General features: G+C 64.1%; 2 protein-coding genes. One reads left to right on the top strand and one right to left on the bottom strand.

Annotated features, from left to right (window positions below; all coding sequences use genetic code 11):
* Positions 1 to 48: 48 nt before the first annotated feature.
* Positions 49 to 951, bottom strand: coding sequence for a LysR substrate-binding domain-containing protein (locus EN893_RS27840; protein WP_127269035.1), 903 nt, complete (start codon positions 949 to 951; stop codon positions 49 to 51).
* Between the two features lie 90 nt (positions 952 to 1,041).
* Here EN893_RS27840 and EN893_RS27835 point away from each other — a divergent pair, with 90 nt between their 5' ends.
* Positions 1,042 to 2,592, top strand: coding sequence for a trimethylamine methyltransferase family protein (locus EN893_RS27835; RefSeq protein WP_127269036.1), 1,551 nt, complete (start codon positions 1,042 to 1,044; stop codon positions 2,590 to 2,592).
* Positions 2,593 to 2,730 lie beyond the last annotated feature (138 nt).

Genomic DNA, 2,730 nt, shown 5'->3' with positions numbered 1-2,730 from the left:
GGGGGTGCTTACCCCGCCGACTTCCAAGGGACTGGGAGGCGCTGCCCCTCACGCTTGCTCCGCCAGCCAGTCTCGCACCTTGCGGGCGTTGTCGCTGAGTTCCCGGTTCTTCGGCCAGACGACATAGAACGCCTTGCCGGTCTTCAGCACATGATCCGTCACCGGCACCAGCAAGCCCGACGCCAGCAGCCGCTCGGCGAGGTGCCGCCAGCCGAGCGCGATGCCCTGGCCTTCCATGACGCCCTGGATCACCAGGCCGTAGTCGTTGATGCGCAGGCCGCGCGCGGTATCGCTGAGATTGGCGCCCGCCGACTGGAACCATTCGTCCCAGCTGGCCGCCTCGCGATACGGCTCCTCCAGATGGATGAGGCGGTGCGTGGCCAGTTCGGCAGCGGATTGGGGCAGGCCGAACTTTGCCGCATAACTGGTGCCGGCGACGGGAAATATCTCCTCGTCGGCCAGCGGCAACGAGTGATAGTCCGGCCAGTCCAGCGGCGCGCCGCCGCGCACGCCGAGCGGAATGCCTTCCGCGATGATGTCGAGGTCGCGGTCGGCGGTCTGGATACGCAGGTCGATGCCCGGCAGTTCGTCGCGGAACTGCTGCAGGCGCGGCATCATCCAGAACGAGCCGAACGCGGTCGAGGCAGCCAGCGTGACATGACCGCCGGTTGCCTGCAGGCGCAGATCCTCCGCCGATTTGCGAATATGCGAAAGGCCGAGCGAGACATCGGCATGGAAGCGCTCGCCGGCCTCGGTCAGGAGAACCTGGCGGTGGCGGCGCTGGAACAGCTTGGCGCCAAGCCGTTCTTCCAGCCCGCGCACGGCATAGGAGACGGCGGCCTGCGTCATGCCGAGCTCGCGCCCGGCGGCGGTGAAGCTCGACAGCCGCCCGGCCGCCTCGAAGACGATCAGGCTGCCGGCCGAGGGCAGGAGGTGGCGCAGGCTTCGCATAAGCTGAGCTTATACAAGAGATCAGGATTTTCCAGCGTCACATCACCATTTTGTCGCGTTAGGCTCCTTCATGAGTGGAATGGAGTTGCCATGAACGCACCAGCCCCTGAAGTGACCGAACATGCCAACCGCCGCAGTGGCGGCCGCCTGGGACGCAAGGCCCTGCGCGGAGCTCCGGTAACGTCGTTTCCGACCCTGGTCCGCCAGATCCCCGTCTACCAGATGGTCCCCGATGAGGCGGTCGAGCTGATCCACGAGGAGTCGCTCTTGATCCTCGAAGAGGTGGGATGCGAATTCCGCGACGACGAGGCTATCGCACTGTGGAAGGCGGCGGGCGCGGATGTCTCGGAAACTCGTGTGCGGATCGACCGGGCCCTGCTGATGGAACTGGTATCGAAGGTCCCGCCGGAGTTCACGCTCAATGCGAGGAATCCGCAGCGTACGGTGCGGGTGGGCGGCAACAATACCATCTTCGTGCCGATGTATGGCGCGCCCTATGTGCGTGACCTCGACAACAACAGGCGCTACGGCACGCTCGCGGACCTCAACAATTTCCACAAGCTCGCCTACATGGCGCCGGCGCTGCATTCATCGAGTTCGGTCATTTGCGAGCCGATGGAAATCGCGGTACCGAAGCGTCACCTCCACATCATCCATTCCGCGCTTAAGCATTCCGACAAGCCGTTCATGGGCATCGTCACGTCCAAGGAGCGGGCGGAAGACACGATGGCGATGGCAGGCATCGTGTTCGGCGAGGATTACGTCCGCGACAATCCGGTCCTGGTGTCGATCACCAACTGCAATTCGCCGCTGGTGTGGGACGCCACCATGCTGGACGCGATGAAGGTCTATGCCCGAAGCAACCAGCCGCTGATCCTCGCACCCTTCGCACTGTGCGGCGCCTCGACTTCGGCGTCGGCCGTCGGGGCAGTCGCGCAGGTCAATGCGGAAGCGCTGGCGGGCGTCGCCTTCACGCAACTGCTGCGCCCAGGGTCGCCACAGATCTACGGACAGTTCATGGTCACCGTGGACATGAAGACCGGCGCTCCGATGGGCGGCACGCCGGAGGCGGCCCAGATGATGTACCTGATGGGCGCGCTGGCGCGGAAATACAAACTGCCGTGGCGCACCTCAGGCTTCCATGTCGGATCGAAGCTCAACGACGCCCAGGCGGGCTACGAGGCCAACATGCTGATGCATGCCGCCATCCTCGCCGGCGCCAACTACATCTGGCACTCCGCCGGGTGGCTGGAGGCCGGCCTGAGCTGCGGCTATTCGAAGTTCGCTACGGACTGCGAACAGCTGGTTGGCTGGTACAAATATGCAGGCGGCCTTCCGTTCGACGATTTCAAGGAAGCGATGGCAGCGGTCCGCGAAGTCGGGCCGCAGGGCCATTTCCTCGGCAGCAAACACACGCTCGAACATTTCGAGTCGGCCTTCTTCATACCCTCGATCATGGACTTCAATTCGTACGAACAGTGGAAGGCAGAAGGGGCGAAGGACCACGACACGCGCGGCCGCGAGAAGGCGCGCAACATGCTGGCGGATTACGAGGAGCCGAAGCTCGACGAAGGCATCGCCGATGGCCTGATGGATTTCATCGCGCGGCGCGAGGAGAGGCTGCCGGACAGCGTCAGTTGACGCGAAGAACCAAGATCAAAGGGAACCAGACGGGAGGAAAAAATGGCATTCTTCAGAAGCAGTGGCGATCGCGTGCCGAGCGCTATCGAGGCAATGGCGGTCGAAGCACGCGCGGGTCGTGTCGATCGGCGCGAGTTC

The sequence above is a fragment of the Mesorhizobium sp. M7A.F.Ca.CA.004.04.2.1 genome (assembly GCF_004022825.1).
GTDB lineage: Bacteria > Pseudomonadota > Alphaproteobacteria > Rhizobiales > Rhizobiaceae > Mesorhizobium.
Note: the sequence above shows the minus strand (reverse complement) of the source record. Positions and strands in the feature narration are given on the sequence as shown.